Here is a 15339-nt window from a genome sequence, read left to right as displayed (position 1 = left end):
ATGTACGCGGTCCCCCGCGCGGCCGTCACGCCACCTCCCGGTGGTCGGAAGCACCCCCACAGGTCGGGTAGAGTTTTCTCCGTCAGCAGGCGCCGCTAGCTCAGTTGGTTAGAGCAGCTGACTCTTAATCAGCGGGTCCGGGGTTCGAGTCCCTGGCGGCGCACCGACCGGAAAGCCCCTCGCGCGAGCGGGGGGCTTTTCGCATGCCCGCACCGCTTGCCCGTGGCGCACGTCTCCGCCGCGTGCTCCCGCCGTATCCCCTCCGCCTGAATGGCCGGATACCCTCTGGCCATGGCAGCCCGGGACCTTCAGGAGCGGATCAAGAAGCTGATCGTGGACGAGCGGCTGCCCTCGGGTGCCCCGCTGCCCACCGAGCCCGAGCTGATGCGGCTGCTCGGGGCGAGCCGGAACTCCGTGCGGGAGGCGCTGAAGGCGCTCCAGGCGATGGGCATCGTGGAGATCCGGCACGGCTTCGGGACGTACGTCGGCTCCATGTCGTTCGCGCCGATGATCGAGGGGCTGGCCTTCCGCACCGTCGCCGGCCACTACCGCGGCGAGGACTCCCTGCTCCAGCTGCTGGAACTGCGCGAGGCCGTCGAGACCGGACTGGTGTCCCGGCTGGCCGGGCGGCTGCCGGAGGCGGACCTCGTGGAACTCGACGCGCTCGTGGACCGCATGGAACGGGAGGCCGCCGAGGGCACCGGGCTCGGCGAGACCGACCGCGCCTTTCACGCCACCTTGTACCGGGGACTGGACAACGTGCTGCTCGGCGAGGTGCTGGAGGCGTTCTGGGACGCCTTCCACCGGGTGCAGCGGGACCTGGTGGACGTGCCGCAGGACCCCCGGGTCACCTGCCGCCAGCACCGGGAGATCCTGGACGCGGTGCGCTCCGGCGACTCCCTCCGGGCGGAGCGGGCCATACGGGACCACTTCGGCAACATCCGCAGCCGGCTCTCCCCGCTGGCCGCGCCCCGCCGGTGACCGCCGGCCGGACGCTCAGCCCGTCGTCCCGGTGAGGTACGCCGACACCACGACGTTCGCCGTGTAACTGCCGCTGGCACGGTCGAAGGAGCCGCCGCAGGTGATGAGACGGAGCTCGGCCCGACCCGGCACGCGGGGGCCGTAGGCGAGCCGGGCGTCGAAGCCGTCCCGGGGCAGCACGCGGACGTCGTCGACGGTGAACTCGGCGACCTTGCCGTCCGCGCGGAACACCCGGACCCGCTCACCGGGCCGGGCGGTGCTGAGCCGGTAGAAGACGGCGGGCCGGGTCTCGGTGTCGACGTGTCCGACCAGCAGGGCCGGCCCGGCGGCCCCGGGCACGGGTCCGGCGCCGTACCAGCCGACCACGCCGGGCTGGTCGTAGGGCGGCGGGTCGATCGCGCCCCGCGCGTCCAGACCGCGGGCCACCACCGGGGCCTGGACGCCCAGCCGGGGGATGTCGACGCGCTGGGGCACCGCGTCGGCCAGCGGTTTCACGGCACGCGGCAGCCGGGCGGAGCCGGTGGCACGGCCGGGAGCGAGGACCTCACCCGCGACGGGGCCGTCCGTGCCCCGCGGGACGTCGCTCACGCCGCGTCCCCACAGCCACAGCCCGAACAGCAGCAGCGCCCAGGCCAGGCCGGTGACGAGCCGCCCGGTAGCGGTGGTGCGCCCGTGGTCGTCGGACATGGCGGCGCTCAGCGGGTGCCGCGGCTCCGGCGGGCGCGCAGCCCGACGGCGACCGCGGCGATCCCGGCGAGCGCCAGACCCGTCGCCGCCTGGACGGCGTCGGGGCCGGAGCCGCTGGTGGCCACCGTGGCGAAGTGGGTGGTTCCGCCGCCGCCCGCGGGGACCGGTGCGATCGGCGAGGCGGACTGGGCGGGCAGCCGGACGGGCTCTTCCTGCCGTGCGGTCGCGCCGCCCGGCCGCGCGACCGTGACGCTGCCGGTGAGCACGGTGCCGGCGCAGGTGACCTTCACGGTGTAGGCGCCCGGCTCCAGGGTGGACCGGACGCGGGTCTCGCCGCTCAGGCTGCCCTGTTCACCGGTCAGCGCCGCGTCGGAGACGAAGGCGGCCGACGCGGCGCTGCCCTGCCGGCCGGAGCAGCCGCCGACCCGCAGGGTGACGTCCTCGCCCGGCGCCGGGCCGGCCGGGGTCACGGTGACCGGGCCGCCGTCCGCCGCGTGGGCCGACGGCGCGACGACGGCGACGGCGGCGAGGGCGGCCGCGGGGAAAGCTGTACAGAGCGTGAGGCGTAGTGAGCCCATCGTGAACCTCCAGTTATCAGGAGGCTCCCCCGCCCCGGGCACCTCCGCATCCTCGGGAGGCGCCGGATTGCTCCGAACGGGTGAGGCCGTGTTTCGGCCGGGTCAGACCAGGTCGACCAGGTCCGCGATGGAGTCGACGACCTCGGACGGACGGAACGGGTAACGGTCCACGTCGGTCGGCTGGGTCACGCCGCTGAGCACCAGGAACGTACGCATCCCGGCCTCCAGGCCGGCGAGCACGTCGGTGTCCATCCGGTCGCCGATCATCGCCGAGGTCTCGGAGTGGGCGCCGATCGCGTTCAGCCCGGCCCGCATCATCAGCGGGTTGGGCTTGCCGACGAAGTACGGCTTCTTGCCGGTCGCGGCGGTGATCAGGGCGGCGACCGAACCGGTGGCGGGCAGGTCGCCCTCGGTGGACGGGCCGACGTTGTCGGGGTTGGTGGCGATGAACCGGGCGCCGTCGTTGATCAGCCGGACGGCCTTGGTGAGGGCCTCGAAGGAGTAGGTGCGGGTCTCGCCGAGGATCACGAAGTCGGGGTCGTGGTCCGTGAGGATGTAACCGATGTCGTGCAGCGCGGTGGTGAGGCCGGCCTCGCCGATGACGTAGGCGCTGCCGCCGGGCCGCTGGTCGTTCAGGAACTGGGCGGTGGCGAGGGCCGACGTCCAGATGTTCTCCACGGGCACGTCCAGGCCCATCCGCCGCAGCCGGGCGTGCAGGTCACGGGCGGTGTAGATGGAGTTGTTGGTGAGCACCAGGAAGGGCCGGCCGGACTCGCGCAGCTTCTTCAGGAAGGCGTCGGCTCCCGGGATCGGGACACCCTCGTGGATCAGGACGCCGTCCATGTCGGTGAGCCATGACTCTATGGGCTTGCGGTCTGCCATGCTGTGCGTCTCCTGGCGTACGTACGGTCGGGGAACGGGGCGCCGGAACCACGGCGTACCGACGCGCCCCAGCCTAGTCAGCACCGGCCCGACCTGACCCCGCCGATCACCTGGTACCCACTGGTCAGGGGGCTCGGCCCGGCGAGGGGACGGGACGGGTGCGGCTCGGCTCGGCACGCGGCCCCCGCTCGGGGGGAGACAGACGGCACGGCGGCGCCGGCTGGGCACGCGGCCCCCCGCCCGGGGGGAGACAGACGGCACGGCGGCGCGGCACGGCTCGTTGCGCGAGTTCCCGGCCGGCCGGGAGACGGTGCGGGGCCGCCGCCGTCCTCGGCGACGGTCGGCGGCCGGGAGGTGCGGGGTCGCGTGCACGGCCACCAGCGCGGCGACGGCCGTGAGCAGACCGGGAAACGAACCCCTGACCGGTGGCGGCCGGCGCGCGCCGCCCGGCACGTCAGCGGCGGCCCCGGCTCACGAGGTGCGCGGTCGTGCCCACGGCCACCAGCGCGGCGACGGCCGTGAGCAGACCGCGGGCGAGCCCCGGACCGGTACTGGCCAGCTCGCGCGCCCGCTCCCCGGCCGCCTCGTCCTGGGCGAGGGGCAGGGAGGCGTCCGGGGCATCGGAGCGGGAGGCGCTGGCGGCGGACGCGGCGGGGACGGCGGACGCGGCCGGTGATGTGCCGCCGCCGGGCGGGGCGGTGGGCAGGGCCCCGCCGTCCTGGCTCGCACCGCCGGACGGCGCGGTCGGCAGGCCCTCGCCCGTCCGCGTGCCGGCGGTCGCCCGCGCCCCCTCCGACTCCGGGGAGTCCCTCTGCGCGGCCTCCTGGGCGTCCTCCAGGGAGCCCTCCGGGATGTCCTCCGCCTCCTCGCCGACCCCGAAGCGGTAGGCGTTGGACTGCCCGACCCAGTCGCCGTCCTGGCCCCGCCGCTGCACGACGGCCGCGTTGACGGTGACCTGGTCGCGTGGGGTGTCGGAGGTGAGCGCGAGCCGGACCCGGACGCTGACGGTCCTGCCGGGCGGCACGGTGAACCCGCCGAACCCGGCGCCGTCCAGCACCCCGACCAGTTCCTGCTCGTCGGTGCTCTCGAAGGTCACCGGCCGGGCCCGGGGGCCGTCGAAGAAGTCCAGCTGGGGCTGCCCCGGCCGCAGGGCGCGCTTGTCGTCGACGAGGACCACGACCGGGTGGATGCCGGCGCAGGTCCGGGGGGTGGTGTTGGTGAGGTCGATGTACCAGGTGCCGTATCCGCCGCCGGCCTCGTAGGACGTGGGTCCGCCCCGGATCCGGGTGGCCAGCGGGAAGGCCCGCGCGTCGGCGGCGACGCACGAGGGGGTCGTACCGGCGGACGCGGCGTGCGCCGACGCGGGGACGGCGGCGGGCACGACGACGGCGGCGGCTGCGGCGAGGCAGAGGGACAGGGACGTGCACAGTCGCATGAACACATGACCATGCCGGGTGGGACCGGGCTTCCGGCCGAGCCACTCCGGCCCCGGGGACGAAGTCCGCCCGGCCGGCGCAGCGGCACGGCCCCGGACGGACCGGCCAGGGCCCGCGTCCCGCACCCCGACGGCAGCGGCACCCGCACTCGCACCCCCGTGGGCGGAGCCGGCCGCCGGTGAACACGCTCCGTCAGTCCTCCCCCCGCCCGAACAGCGGCGCCAGCAGCAGTTGGGCGGCGCCCTCGGCCACGATCCGCTCCCCGCGCGGAGCGACCCGTACCGGCACCGCGTCCCCGCCCGTGCCCTCCCTCCGGGCCCGGACCCCGAGCACCTCTCCGACACCGCTCACGTAGGTCTGCGGGGCCCCGGCTACCGTCCGACCCCCCAGCAGCACCACGTCGATGTCCAGCAGCCCGACCAGGTTCCCGGCCGCCACCCCCAGCACTCGCGCCGCCTCGGCCACCTCGCCCCGCGCCACGGCCGCGAGGCACAGCACCTCCACGCAGCCCCGGTTCCCGCACTCGCACACCGGCCCGTCCAGCTGGATCACCTGGTGCCCGAACTCCCCGGCCCCGGTCCGCGCCCCCCGGTGCACGCTGCCGTCGATCACCAGCCCGGCCCCGAGTCCGGTGCCGAGGTGCAGGTAGGCGAAGGACCGGCCCGCCGCCCCCTCCTCGCCCCCGACGGCCAGCCCGAGCGCCGCCGCGTTGGTGTCCTTGTCCACCACCACCGGCACCCCGAGCCGCTCCGCGAGCGCGTCCCGCAGCGGGAACCCGTCCCACTCGGGGAACCCGGTGACCCGGTGCAACACCCCCCGCACATGGTCCAAGGGGCCCGGCAGCGCGACTCCCACGCCCAGCAGGGAGCCCACCGCGGCGAGCCCGCCACCGGCACCGGTTCCCCCGGTGCCGATACCGGCACCGGCACCGGCCCCGGCACCAGTACCGGTACCGACACCCGCATCCGCATCCGCACCCAGCTCCCCGACGACCCCCCGGACCGCCCCGCACACCGCCCCCAGCACGGCCTCGGCACCCGCGCCCAGGTCCAGCTCGCCGCGCCGCTCCCCCACCACCGCGCCGTCCAGGTCCACCAGCACCACCCGGAGCTCGTCACGGTCCAGGTGGACCCCGACCGCGTGGCCCGCCTCCGGTACCAGCCGCAGTACGGTCCTCGGCTTGCCTCCGGTCGACGCCCGGCGCCCGGCCTCCGCCGCGAGCCCCTGCGCCCGCAGCCGCGCGGTGATCTTGCTGACGGCCTGCGGGGTCAGCCCGGTGCGCTCGGCCAGCTCCAGCCTGCTGATGCCCTCGGCCCCGGCGTCCCGCAGCAGCCCCAGCACCAGCGCGGTGTTGTGACTGCGCAGCGCCCCCAGGTTCGCGCCCGCCACCCCGCCGTTCACCGGCCCCGCCGTCGTCGCCGTCCTCACCCGCTTCACACCTCCATTGTCCCCGCCGCTTGCACTTCCGCAACACTGTTGCCAAAGTGGAGGCATGACTGCTACCCCCCTCCGCGTCGGCTTGATCGGCTACGGCCTCGCCGGCTCGGTCTTCCACGCCCCGCTGATCGCCGCCACCGAGGGCCTCGCCCTGGACACCGTGGTCACCTCCCAGCCGGAGCGGCAGCAGCAGGCCCGCGCCGAGTTCCCGGACGTGCGGACCGCCGCCACCCCCGAGGAGCTGTTCGGCCGCGCGGACGAGCTGGACCTGATCGTCATCGCCTCCCCGAACAAGACCCATGTGCCGCTGGCCACCACCGCCCTTGAGGCGGGCCTGCCGGTGGTCGTGGACAAGCCCGTCGCCGGCACCGCGGCCGAGGCCCGCGAGCTGGCCGCCCTCGCCGAGAAGCGCGGCCTGCTGCTCTCCGTCTTCCAGAACCGGCGCTGGGACAACGACTTCCTGACCCTGCGGCAACTGCTCGCCGACGGCGCACTCGGCGACGCCTGGCGCTTCGAGTCCCGCTTCGAACGCTGGCGCCCCCAGCTGAAGGGCGGCTGGCGCGAGTCCGGCGACCCGGCAGAGATCGGAGGTCTGCTCTACGACCTCGGCAGTCACGTGGTCGACCAGGCCCTGGTCCTGTTCGGCCCGGTCACCGAGGTCTACGCCGAGTCGGACGTCCGCCGCCCCGGCGCCCAGGCCGATGACGACACCTTCATCGCGCTCACCCACGCGAGCGGCGTCCGCTCCCACCTCTACGTCTCGGCGACGACCGCCCAGCTCGGCCCCCGCTTCCGGGTGCTGGGCTCCCGCGCGGGCTACGTCAAGTACGGCCTGGACCCCCAGGAAGCGGCCCTGCGCGAGGGCAGCCGCCCCGGCAGCACCCCCGACTGGGGCGCCGAGGACGAGTCCCTGTGGGGCCGTGTCGGTGCCGGCGAGTCCCCGCTGAGCGGCGGCGGCACCCCCGTACCGACCCTGCCCGGCGACTACCCCGCGTACTACGCCGCCGTCGCCGCCGCCCTGCGCGGCACCGGCCCCAACCCGGTGACCGCCCTGGAGGCGGCCGCCGCGCTCGACGTACTGGAAGCGGCCCGCAGGTCCGCCCGCGACAAGGTGACGGTGACCCTCTGATGCAGCACCCGCAGATCACCCCGGGGACGACGCCCGAACTCACGCCGAGCCTGGAGGAGCTGGAGGCCCAGGAACGCCGGCTGGTCTTCCGGCGGTTCACCCACGAGGACGCCTGGGCGCTCGGCTCCCTCCTGGTGGAGCTGGCCCGGGAGCGCCAGGCGCCGGTCGCCATCGACATCCACCGCGCCGGCCAGCAGCTCTTCCACGCCGCGCTGCCGGGCTCCGCCCCGGACAACGACGCCTGGATCGCCCGCAAGCGCCGCGTGGTGGAGCGCTACGGCGCCGCCTCCTACCTGGTCGGCGCCCGCTTCCGCGCCAAGGGCACGACGTTCGAGGAGTCCTCCCGTCTCGACCCGGACGTCTACGCGGCCCACGGCGGCTCCTTCCCCATCCGGGTCGAGGGTGTGGGCGTGATCGGCGCGGTGACCGTCTCCGGACTGCCGCAGCTCCAGGACCACCGGTTCGTGGTGGAGGCGCTGGAGGAGTTCCTGGGCCGTTCGGCCGACTGAGCGAACGGCGGGAATCCGGTGGGGACGCCCTCCGGTTGGCAGGGAGTGAGGCCGTGGGATCACGGCGCGGACCACCACCGGAGGGTTCACACCCGATGACCGCTTCACTGAAGGACAGCGTCGGCCGCCACGGCGTCTGGAGCATCGAGCTGCGCTCGGAGGACGCGTCCCGGCGCGGAGAACTGGACGAGGCCGCGGCCGAGCTGGAGGACCTCGGGTACGGCGCGATCTGGCTCGGCGGCAGCAGCACCGTCGACCACGCGGCGCCGCTCATCGGCGCCACGCGACGGGTCGTCGTCGGCACCAGCATCCAGAGCGTGTGGCAGCGGGACGCCGCGACGACGGCGGCCGGCTTCGCCGAGGTGGAGGCCGCGCACCCGGGCCGCTTCGCGCTGGGCCTCGGTGTGAGCCACGGCGCGCTGACGAAGGACTACCACCGCCCGTACGCGGCCATGGTCGGCTACCTCGACGAGCTGGACGCGGCGGGCGTACCCGCCGACCGCCGTGTGCTCGCCGCGCTGGGCCCGAAGATGCTGAGGCTGTCCGGGGACCGCGCGGCCGGCGCGATCCCCTACCTGGTCACGCCCGAGCACACCGCGCGAGCGCGGGAGATCCTGGGCGACGGACCGCTGCTGGCACCGGAGTTGAAGGTGGTGCTGGAGACCGACCCGGCCCGTGCCCGTCGGACGGCCCGCGCCTACCTGGCCCGTTACCTCGAGTTCCCCAACTACACCGGCAACTTCCTCCGCCTGGGCTTCACCGAGGACGACCTCGCCGACGGCGGCAGCGACCGTCTCGTCGACGCCGTCTTCGCCTGGGGCGACGAGACCCGCGTCCGCGAGCGCGTCGCCGCCTTCCACGAGGCGGGCGCGGACCACGTGGCCCTCCAGGTGGTGCGGGCGGACGCGGGCGACTCCCTCCCGAGGAAGGAGTGGCGCGCCCTCGCCACGCTGCTGGCGTAGGCCTTCCGGCGCCGGAAGCACGGGGTAACGGGGCCGTGACCGACCCACGGCCCCGGACCCCACGGCGCGGACGAAACCGGCCCACGGCCCCACCGCGCCGGCGCGCCCGCTCGGAACGTCCCGCGCGCGGCGAGGGGCCCCGGCTCCGTCTGCTCCCCGCGTCCCCACCCCGTTGCCCAGCCCCAGCCCCAGCGGTTGCGTCTAGGCGTTCTTGAGTTCCTGACGCTGGCGGCCCAGTCCCGCGATCTCCAGTTCCACCACGTCCCCGCCGCGGAGGTACGGCTTGGGCTCGGGGTGGCCCATGGCCACCCCCGCCGGCGTCCCCGTGTTGATGACGTCGCCGGGGTACAGCGTCATGAACCGGCTGAGGTACCGCACGACCTCCCCCACCGGGAAGATCTGCTCGGCCGTCGTACCGTCCTGCTTCAACTCGCCGTTCACCCACAGCTTCAGCGACAGCCGCTGCGGGTCCGGGACCTCGTCGGCCGTCACCAGCCACGGCCCGAGCGGGTTGAAGGTCTCGCAGTTCTTGCCCTTGTCCCAGGTGCCACCCCGCTCGATCTGGAACTCCCGCTCGGAGACGTCGTGCGCGACCGCGTACCCGGCGACGTGCGCGAGCGCCTCCTCGGCCGAGTCCAGGTAACGGGCCGTACGCCCGATGACGACCGCGAGTTCGACCTCCCAGTCGGTCTTCTCCGAGCCCCGCGGCACCAGCACGATGTCGTTCGGCCCGACGACCGTGTCCGGCGCCTTCATGAAGACCACCGGCTCGGCGGGCGGCTCGGCGCCCGTCTCACGGGCGTGGTCGTGGTAGTTGAGCCCGATGCACACGATCTTGCCGATGCGGCCGAGCGGGGGCCCGATCCGCAGTCCGTCGGCGTCCAGCGCGGGCAGCTCACCGGTGCCGGCCGCGGCCCGGATCCGGCCGAGCGCGGCGTCGTCGGCGAGGAGCGCGCCGTCGATGTCGTCCACGAGGCCCGACAGGTCCCGCAGGGTCCCCCCGGCGTCGAGCAGTGCGGGGCGCTCCGCCCCTGCCGTACCGACTCGCAGCAGCTTCATGGTCACCATCTCCCTCGATCGGTGGCGCCCGGCCGATGGGTGCAGCCATCGGAGGACTGGCCGATCCTCCAATCACGCCGTCCAGTCCACAAGACCCTGTTCACGTACTGGACCGTAACCCTGGGGCACAGGCGGCTCGGCCGGTCACCGGGACAACAGGGACTGTTCCGCCGCGCTCCAGGCCGTGCTGGTGACGACGTACAGCGCGGCGGCGAGCGGGACGACCGCCACGGTGACGAGCGTGAAGAAGGACAGGAACGGTACCGCCCGGTTGACCGCGCCGAGCCCGGGCACCTCGCCCCCGGCGCCGGCCGGTGCCGGCTGTGCCGTGCGCCTGGCGCGGCGGAAGTTGACGGTGGCGACGGCCGCGGCGACGGCGAAGAGGCCGAGGTAGACCAGTCCGGCCGGGCCGAACACCCCGCCTTGTGCCAGCGCGTCGGTCCAGTGCCCGCCGAGCGGGGCCGTGAACAGGCGGTGGCCGAGCAGGCCGTTGCTCTCGCCGCCGATCGTGGTGCTGGAGAACAGGTGGTAGAGCAGGAAGAACGCGGGCACCTGGAGCAGACTGGGCAGGCAGCCGGAGAGCGGTGAGACCTTCTCCTCGGCGTGCAGGTCCAGGATCGCTCGCTGGAGTCGCTGCGGGTCCTCGGCGTGCTTCTCGCGCAGTGCGGCGATTCTCGGCTGGAGCGCGGCGCGGGCGCGCCGGCCGCGGGCGGCGGCCCGGGACAGCGGGTGGACGAGGAGCCGTACGAGCGCGGTGAACAGGACGATCGCGGCGGCTGCCGCGGAGGCGTGGAAGAGCGGGGCCAGCAGGTCGGCCAGGTACTCGACCAGGCGCGCGAAAACGGACATGGGTGAGCCCTCCGGGGGTCTCGTCGTGCCGGAAGGGACCGGGAACAGCCGGTCCGGTGGGGAGATCGGCAGGACGACCCGCGCGGGGTCACGTACTGACGTGTGTGAGGACGTGCCCTACGCGGCGGTCGCCGGACGGGCGTGTCCGGGGGCTCTGGGCCGTCGGCGGCCGGGCGCGTCGGGATCGCGCTGGGGCAGGAAGGCCGTGCGGCGGGCCCGGTCGCGTATCGCCGTGCGGACGCGCGTCGGCGCTGCGGCGGGCACGCCGCGCGCGGCGAGCAGGGCACGGACGACGAGCGCGGCGGCCGCGGTGGCGGTCGCCGCGACGGCGACGGCGGTGCCGAGGCCGCCGCTGCCGAGCAGCGCGGCCTGCAGCAGCAGCAGGTACGCGAGGAGCAGCAGGCGGGCGAGGACGGCGAGGGAACGCGCGGCGGCACGGCCGGACATCAGCACTCCCCCCTCCGCACCACGCGTCTTCCGCGCACCGGTCGTCAGTACGCCGGCTGGGGCGGCTCGGTCTCCAGGGGCTCCAGCAGCCGCTTGGGCCGCAGCAGCGCCCTGCTGACCGGGTCCGCCGGCGCGGAGTCGAGTTCCGGCCCCGGCACCATGACAACGTCCGCGACCGGCACGAAGGTTCCGCACGCCGCGCACTTTCCGTACGGCTCGACCTCCCCGCCGCAGTCCGCGTGCAGGAAGAGGCGCAGCCGGTGGGCGTCGACGTGCTCGCGCCCCCAGTGGCCGAGGGCGCGCAGCACGGGCCACAGGGCGGCGCCGCGCTCGGTGACGACGTACTCGTCCCGGGGCGGGCTCTCCTGGTACCGGCGCTTTTCGAGGATCCCCTCCTCGGTGAGCGTGCGGAGCCGGGCCGAGAGGACGGCGCGCGGGATGCCGAGGTGGACCAGGAAGTCGTTGTAGCGCCGGACGCCGTAGATCGCGTCGCGGACGACGAGCAGCGTCCACCGCTCGCCGACGACCTCGAGCGCGCGGGCGATCGAGCACTCCTGCGTCACGTAGTCCTTGCCCAGTGCCATGCCCTCCACTGTAACCACCGGCCGGACATGGGTTCAATCAACGAACCCATGGTGCTACGGTGGCGGCCACGGGGTCGGTTCACCGACCGAACCTGATGACCGAACCCAATGGCTGGACCAGGGGCCCGGGACCCAATTGCCCGGACCCGACGGACCGGACCAGATGACCGGACCCGATGACCTCACGACAGGACAGGCCATGCCCCGGCTCGACTCCGCCGCCTCCGCCGCCTCCCCCGCCGCCCTGCGCCGGACCAGTCCCCGGGACGCACCGGCACGACCACGCGCCACCCTCGCCCTGACCAGCGCGGCCACCGCCGTGGCCCTCATGACGTACACGGCCCCGATGGTCACCCTGCCGGACACCGCCGCCGCCCTGCACACCCCGCTGTCCGCCCAGGCCTGGCTGCTCAACGGCGCCCCCCTCGGTCTCGCCGCCCTGCTCCTGGTGGCCGGCAGCCTCGCCGACGACTACGGCCGCCGCCGCGTCTTCCTCGCCGGCACCCTGGCGCTCGGCCTCACCACCGCACTGGGCGCCTTCACCACGTCGACCTGGCAGTTCACCCTGGCCCGCGTCGCCCAGGGCGCGGCCAGCGCGGCCCTGCTGGCCAGCTCCCTCGGCCTGATCGTGCACGCCTTCCCCAGCCCGCGCGGCCGGCTGCACGCCACCGGGGTGTGGGGCGCCTTCGTCAGCGGCGGGATCGCCGCGGGCCCGCTGCTCGCGGGCGCGCTGCCGAGCTGGCGGGTGGCCTACGGCGTCCTGGGCGCCGCCGCCCTCGTGGTGGCCGCGCTCGGCACCCGGGCGCTGGCCGAGTCACGCGCCCCGCGCGGCGGCCGGCCGGACGCCCTCGGCGCGCTCACCTTCGGGCTGGCTCTGGTGGCCCTGGTCGCGGCCCTGACGCTGGGCCGGGACGGCTGGCTGCGCGCGCCGGTCGGGCTGCTGTTCGCCGCGGCCGTCGTCCTGGTCGGCGTGTTCGTCGCGGTGGAGCGCCGGACCGCCACCCCGATGATCGACCTCGGACTGCTGCGCCACGCCCGGTTCCTGGCCTCCTCGGCGGGCGGCCTGTTCACCGGCCTGGCCGTGATCGGCCTGTTCAGCTTCCTGCCGGCGCTGCTCCAGCAGTCGCTCGGGCTCTCCCCACTGGCCACCGCCGGACTGTTCCTGCTGTGGTCCGGGCTGAGCTTCGTCGTCGCCCTCCAGGTCAAGCACCTGGCCGGCCGCGTCGCCGCCCGCACCCAGCTCGCCCTGGGCTTCGCCCTGCACGCGATCGCCATGGTCACGATGCTCGGCGCCCTCGGCTCCGGCTCCTGGACCCGGCTGCTGCCCGGCCTGATCGTCGGCGGCCTCGGCAGCGGCCTGCTCAACGGCGCGCTGCCGCTGCTCGCCGTCGATTCGGTGCCGCCGCAGCGGGCCGCGATGGGCTCCGGCGCCCAGCAGACCTTCCGCTACGTCGGCTCCTGCGCAGGTGTGGCCCTGACCATCGCCATCGCCACGTCGGGCGGCAGCCTGGCCCGGGGCACGAACATCGCCCTGCTGGTGTCGGCGGGACTGGCGGCGGCGGGCGCGGTGAGCGTGCTGGCGCTGCGGGAGCGGGCGTGAGTTGGGCGCGGGCGTGAGCCGGGCGCGGGCGTGAGTTGGGCGCGGGCGTGAGGAGGCGTGGCCCGGGGTGAACGGGCGTCAGCCGCCGTCGACGGGTGCGCTCCGGCGCACCCGGCTCAGCCGGGCGGCATCGACGCCAGCTTCCCCCTAGACGACCGGCCGGTACCGGGAGTCGAACTTCGGGGTGCAGGTGGTCAGGGTGGCCGGGACAGGCGCCGCCGGCCGTCGTAGCGCCGCCCACACTCGCCGTACCGTCGCCGCCGGACCGCCGGACCGCCGTACCGCCGTACCCCCGCGCCCTTCCCGTTCCGGCGCCGCCACCGGTGACGGTCATCCCAGGGGAAGGGCGTCCTGGTAGCCGTTCGACGGCCGGGGGACCTCGGTGACCGTGCGGGCGTCCAGCGCGACCGGTGCGGACTTGGTGCCGAGCCGCCCGCCGGGGTGCCAGGTCCCGGTGACCGTCACCCAGGTGTCGGCGGGCAGCCGGGGACCGCCGTGGACGCGCACCTTGACCGACTGGGCGTCCGCGGCGCAGCAGTTGAGGATGATCCGGGTCAGGTCCCACTCGCCGTCCCGCGTGCCTGGCAGGGGCGTGACGAACCCGGTCATCCGGATCGTGCGCCCCTTGATGGCCTGCCCGCGGTCCTCCCGGACCCGGCTGGTGAAGTCGGAGAGGGTCATGGGCAGGGGCGAGGTGGCGGGCAGCGGATCGAAGTCGCTGTCATGGACGACGATCTTCGCCGGCTGCCGGGCAGCGGTGTAGGCGCCGAGGGCGGGCGGGGCGTAGAAGAGCAGGCTGAGGGCGGGCAGGAGCAGCAGCCAGGAGACGCGGGGCAGGCCGGAGTGGTCGTGGGGTTCTTCGGTCCGCTCCGTCCTGTCGAGGGCGGCGCTCGCGATCCCCAGCAGGAGCAGGACGGCCCCGGAGGCGACGAGCGGGAGCCGCATGCCCTCCTTGACGTAGCGCAGGCAGAGGTCGGTGAAGAGGGAGACGTGCAGCAGCCCCAGCCCGCACAGGGCGAGCAGCCCCGCCCGGAGCGACCGCTTCCCGGGTCCCTTCACAGCAGCATCCCTCCGGTCAGCGCGCTGCACGTGACGGCGACGACGACGGTCGCGGCGGAGAACCGTACCGCGAAGGCCCGCCCGAAGGTCCCCGCCTGGAGGGCGATGAGCTTCAGGTCGACCATGGGCCCCACCACCATGAACGCCAGCCGCGCGACCGGCGGGAACCCGGTCAGCGAGGCGGCCAGGAAGGCGTCGGCCTCGGAGCACACCGCGAGCAGCACGGCGAGCCCGGCCAGGAAGAGCACCGACAGCCAGGGCGCGCCGGCGAAGGTGTCGAGCACGGAACGCGGGACGGCCACGTTGAAGGTGGCCGCGGCCATGGCGCCGAGCACCAGGAACCCGCCGGCGTGCAGGAAGTCGTGCTGGAACCCGCGCCGGAACTCGTCCCACCGGCTGTGCCCGTGCTGGTGCCCGGTGTGCCGTACGACGGGCCGCAGCCACTCGGCCCGCCCGAACCGGAGCCACAGCCAGCCCATGACGACGGCGGTGGCGAGGGAGGCGAGCAGCCGGGCGAGCACCATGGCGGGGTTCCCGGGGAACGCGATGGCGGTGGCGGTGAGGACGACGGGGTTGACGGCGGGCGCGGAGAGCAGGAACGCGAAGGCGGCGGCCGGGGTGACCCCACGGCCGATGAGGCTGCTCGCCACGGGTACGGAGGCGCACTCGCACCCCGGCAGGACGACGCCCGCGACCCCGGCCACGGGTACGGCGAGCGCGGGCCGCCGGGGCAGGATCCTGTTGAACACCCCCTCCGGCACGAAGGCGTTGATCGCGCCGGACAGGGCCGTGCCGAGCAGCAGGAACGGCAGGGCCTGCACGGTGACGGCCAGGCACACGGTCCGCCACGCCTGCACGGCCGGGGCGTCGCCCCAGCGCCCGAGGAGGAAGAGCGCGCCGCCGGGGACGACGGCGGCGCCGAGGAGCAGGACCGGCCAGTACCGGGGCGGTGCGGGGGTGCCCGCCTCGTCCCCGGCGGCGGCCGGACGGCCGTCCTCGACCAGCACACCCGTGTTCTGCATGCCGACTCCGCGTGTAGATGTCGGGACAGAAGATATCCAGATCTGCGTACCGGCCGGCCGGCCCCCTGCTCGGCAGCCCTCCGCGCCTCACTTTTGTCACGTCCCGGCAGTACGGTGT

The 15339-nt window shown here is 74.9% G+C and carries 16 protein-coding genes and 1 tRNA gene; 6 read left to right on the top strand and 11 right to left on the bottom strand.

Annotated features, from left to right (window positions below):
- Positions 1-89: 89 nt before the first annotated feature.
- Together LG395_RS17065 and LG395_RS17060 are read left to right on the top strand one after the other, a co-directional pair.
- Positions 90-163, top strand: a tRNA-Lys gene (locus LG395_RS17065).
- 128 nt (positions 164-291) lie between these two features.
- Positions 292-981 (top strand): FadR/GntR family transcriptional regulator, encoded by a 690-nt coding sequence (locus LG395_RS17060; protein WP_171155892.1) that lies wholly within the window; start codon positions 292-294, stop codon positions 979-981.
- A 15-nt stretch (positions 982-996) separates the two neighbouring features.
- Here the strand turns inward: LG395_RS17060 and LG395_RS17055 are convergent, their stop codons facing one another.
- The 5 genes from LG395_RS17055 to LG395_RS17035 all read right to left on the bottom strand — a co-directional run bounded on the left by LG395_RS17055 (position 997) and on the right by LG395_RS17035 (position 6001).
- Positions 997-1668 carry a class F sortase gene (locus LG395_RS17055; protein ID WP_171155890.1) on the bottom strand — a complete coding sequence of 224 codons (672 nt, stop codon included), beginning with the start codon at positions 1666-1668 and terminating at the stop codon, positions 997-999.
- An 8-nt stretch (positions 1669-1676) separates the two neighbouring features.
- On the bottom strand, positions 1677-2246 hold the full coding sequence (locus tag LG395_RS17050; protein ID WP_225810324.1) for a hypothetical protein: 570 nt from the start codon (positions 2244-2246) through the stop codon (positions 1677-1679).
- Between the two features lie 102 nt (positions 2247-2348).
- Positions 2349-3128 (bottom strand): HAD-IIA family hydrolase, encoded by a 780-nt coding sequence (locus LG395_RS17045; protein ID WP_171155887.1) that lies wholly within the window; start codon positions 3126-3128, stop codon positions 2349-2351.
- A 454-nt stretch (positions 3129-3582) separates the two neighbouring features.
- Positions 3583-4563: a hypothetical protein gene (locus LG395_RS17040; protein WP_263982658.1), complete on the bottom strand. Its 981-nt coding sequence runs from the start codon at positions 4561-4563 to the stop codon at positions 3583-3585.
- Positions 4564-4756: 193 nt separating this feature from the next.
- The gene (locus LG395_RS17035; protein WP_225810322.1) at positions 4757-6001 is read right to left on the bottom strand and encodes an ROK family transcriptional regulator; all 1245 of its coding nucleotides are present in this window, start codon (positions 5999-6001) and stop codon (positions 4757-4759) included.
- Positions 6002-6056: 55 nt separating this feature from the next.
- On the opposite strand from LG395_RS17035, the gene LG395_RS17030 reads away from it, so the two are divergent.
- The 3 genes from LG395_RS17030 to LG395_RS17020 all read left to right on the top strand — a co-directional run bounded on the left by LG395_RS17030 (position 6057) and on the right by LG395_RS17020 (position 8601).
- A complete protein-coding gene (locus LG395_RS17030) occupies positions 6057-7130 on the top strand; it encodes a Gfo/Idh/MocA family protein (protein ID WP_225810321.1) in 1074 nt (357 codons plus the stop codon).
- Entirely contained in the window at positions 7130-7639 is a 510-nt protein-coding gene (locus LG395_RS17025) for a heme-degrading domain-containing protein (protein ID WP_171155880.1), read from the top strand. Before LG395_RS17030 ends, LG395_RS17025 begins: the two co-directional genes overlap by 1 nt.
- 95 nt (positions 7640-7734) lie before the next feature.
- A complete protein-coding gene (locus LG395_RS17020) occupies positions 7735-8601 on the top strand; it encodes an LLM class F420-dependent oxidoreductase (RefSeq protein WP_225810320.1) in 867 nt (288 codons plus the stop codon).
- Between the two features lie 201 nt (positions 8602-8802).
- Here LG395_RS17020 and LG395_RS17015 read toward each other — a convergent pair whose 3' ends face one another.
- The 4 genes from LG395_RS17015 to LG395_RS17000 form a co-directional block, all read right to left on the bottom strand.
- Entirely contained in the window at positions 8803-9660 is an 858-nt protein-coding gene (locus tag LG395_RS17015; RefSeq protein ID WP_225810319.1) for a fumarylacetoacetate hydrolase family protein, read from the bottom strand.
- Between the two features lie 144 nt (positions 9661-9804).
- A complete protein-coding gene (locus LG395_RS17010) occupies positions 9805-10509 on the bottom strand; it encodes a YidC/Oxa1 family membrane protein insertase (RefSeq protein ID WP_225810318.1) in 705 nt (234 codons plus the stop codon).
- 117 nt (positions 10510-10626) lie between these two features.
- Positions 10627-10956, bottom strand: coding sequence for a DUF6412 domain-containing protein (locus tag LG395_RS17005; protein ID WP_225810317.1), 330 nt, complete (start codon positions 10954-10956; stop codon positions 10627-10629).
- A 44-nt stretch (positions 10957-11000) separates the two neighbouring features.
- Positions 11001-11540, bottom strand: a complete 540-nt coding sequence (locus LG395_RS17000) for a winged helix-turn-helix transcriptional regulator (RefSeq protein WP_263982656.1) — start codon at positions 11538-11540, stop codon at positions 11001-11003.
- A 199-nt stretch (positions 11541-11739) separates the two neighbouring features.
- Here LG395_RS17000 and LG395_RS16995 point away from each other — a divergent pair, with 199 nt between their 5' ends.
- Complete coding sequence (locus LG395_RS16995) at positions 11740-13140, top strand: MFS transporter (protein WP_225810432.1); 1401 nt, start codon at positions 11740-11742, stop codon at positions 13138-13140.
- 330 nt (positions 13141-13470) lie between these two features.
- Here LG395_RS16995 and LG395_RS16990 read toward each other — a convergent pair whose 3' ends face one another.
- Positions 13471-14199 (bottom strand): TIGR03943 family putative permease subunit, encoded by a 729-nt coding sequence (locus tag LG395_RS16990; protein ID WP_225810316.1) that lies wholly within the window; start codon positions 14197-14199, stop codon positions 13471-13473.
- Entirely contained in the window at positions 14196-15221 is a 1026-nt protein-coding gene (locus LG395_RS16985; RefSeq protein WP_225810315.1) for a permease, read from the bottom strand. The genes LG395_RS16990 and LG395_RS16985 overlap by 4 nt, the downstream gene beginning before the upstream one ends.
- Between the last annotated feature and the right edge of the window lie 118 nt (positions 15222-15339).

This window comes from Streptomyces spinosus, from assembly GCF_020400655.1.
GTDB lineage: Bacteria > Actinomycetota > Actinomycetes > Streptomycetales > Streptomycetaceae > Streptomyces > Streptomyces argyrophylli.
Note: the sequence above shows the minus strand (reverse complement) of the source record. Positions and strands in the feature narration are given on the sequence as shown.